The 480-nt window shown below is 57.9% G+C and carries 1 protein-coding gene; it reads right to left on the bottom strand.

Features of this window, described 5'->3' with window-relative positions:
* Nucleotides 1-465 (bottom strand): IS630 transposase-related protein (locus tag GSQ76_RS11480; RefSeq protein WP_158744054.1); only part of this gene is annotated, 465 nt, incomplete at its 3' end.
* Nucleotides 466-480 lie beyond the last annotated feature (15 nt).

The following is a 480-nucleotide window of genomic DNA, read 5'->3' as shown; positions in this document are numbered from 1 at the left end:
CTTGTTCGGCGGCATGGAGCGTCTTTTTTTATGCGTCAAGCCAAGTTTGCGCAGCGTGCCGTGCATGAGAGCGCTGCTGGCCGTGACATGATGCGTCTGTTCAAGCCAGCGGCACAACTCAGCCAGAGTGGCGTCAGGCCGTGCTTTCACCTCGGCCCCGATCACCTCATAAAGCCCGGCTAGCTTCGGAGGTACATGGCAACGCTGAGGACGAGCTGATAGCTCACCTGTCTGATTGCGGCGGCTCAAGACCTTGGAGACATACGCGATGCTGACGCACAAGGCATCAGCGATCTCCCCGACGGTTTCGCCGGCCCCTGACCGGGCAAAAACACGGTCACGAAGATCTTGGGAGTAAGCCATTCCGGGCCGCCAAGGCATCACGATCCTCCAGTCAATTCCAACCAGAGCCCTTCGAATCAAATCTCCTGCCCGATTCGCAAGCAATTTCTTGATTCCGGTCAAGCCGAGCACGCTCTA

This window comes from Acidisphaera sp. L21 (assembly GCF_009765685.1).
Classification (GTDB): domain Bacteria; phylum Pseudomonadota; class Alphaproteobacteria; order Acetobacterales; family Acetobacteraceae; genus LMUY01.
The sequence above is the reverse complement of the archived record's forward strand: the minus strand, read 5'-3'. Positions and strand labels throughout refer to the sequence as shown.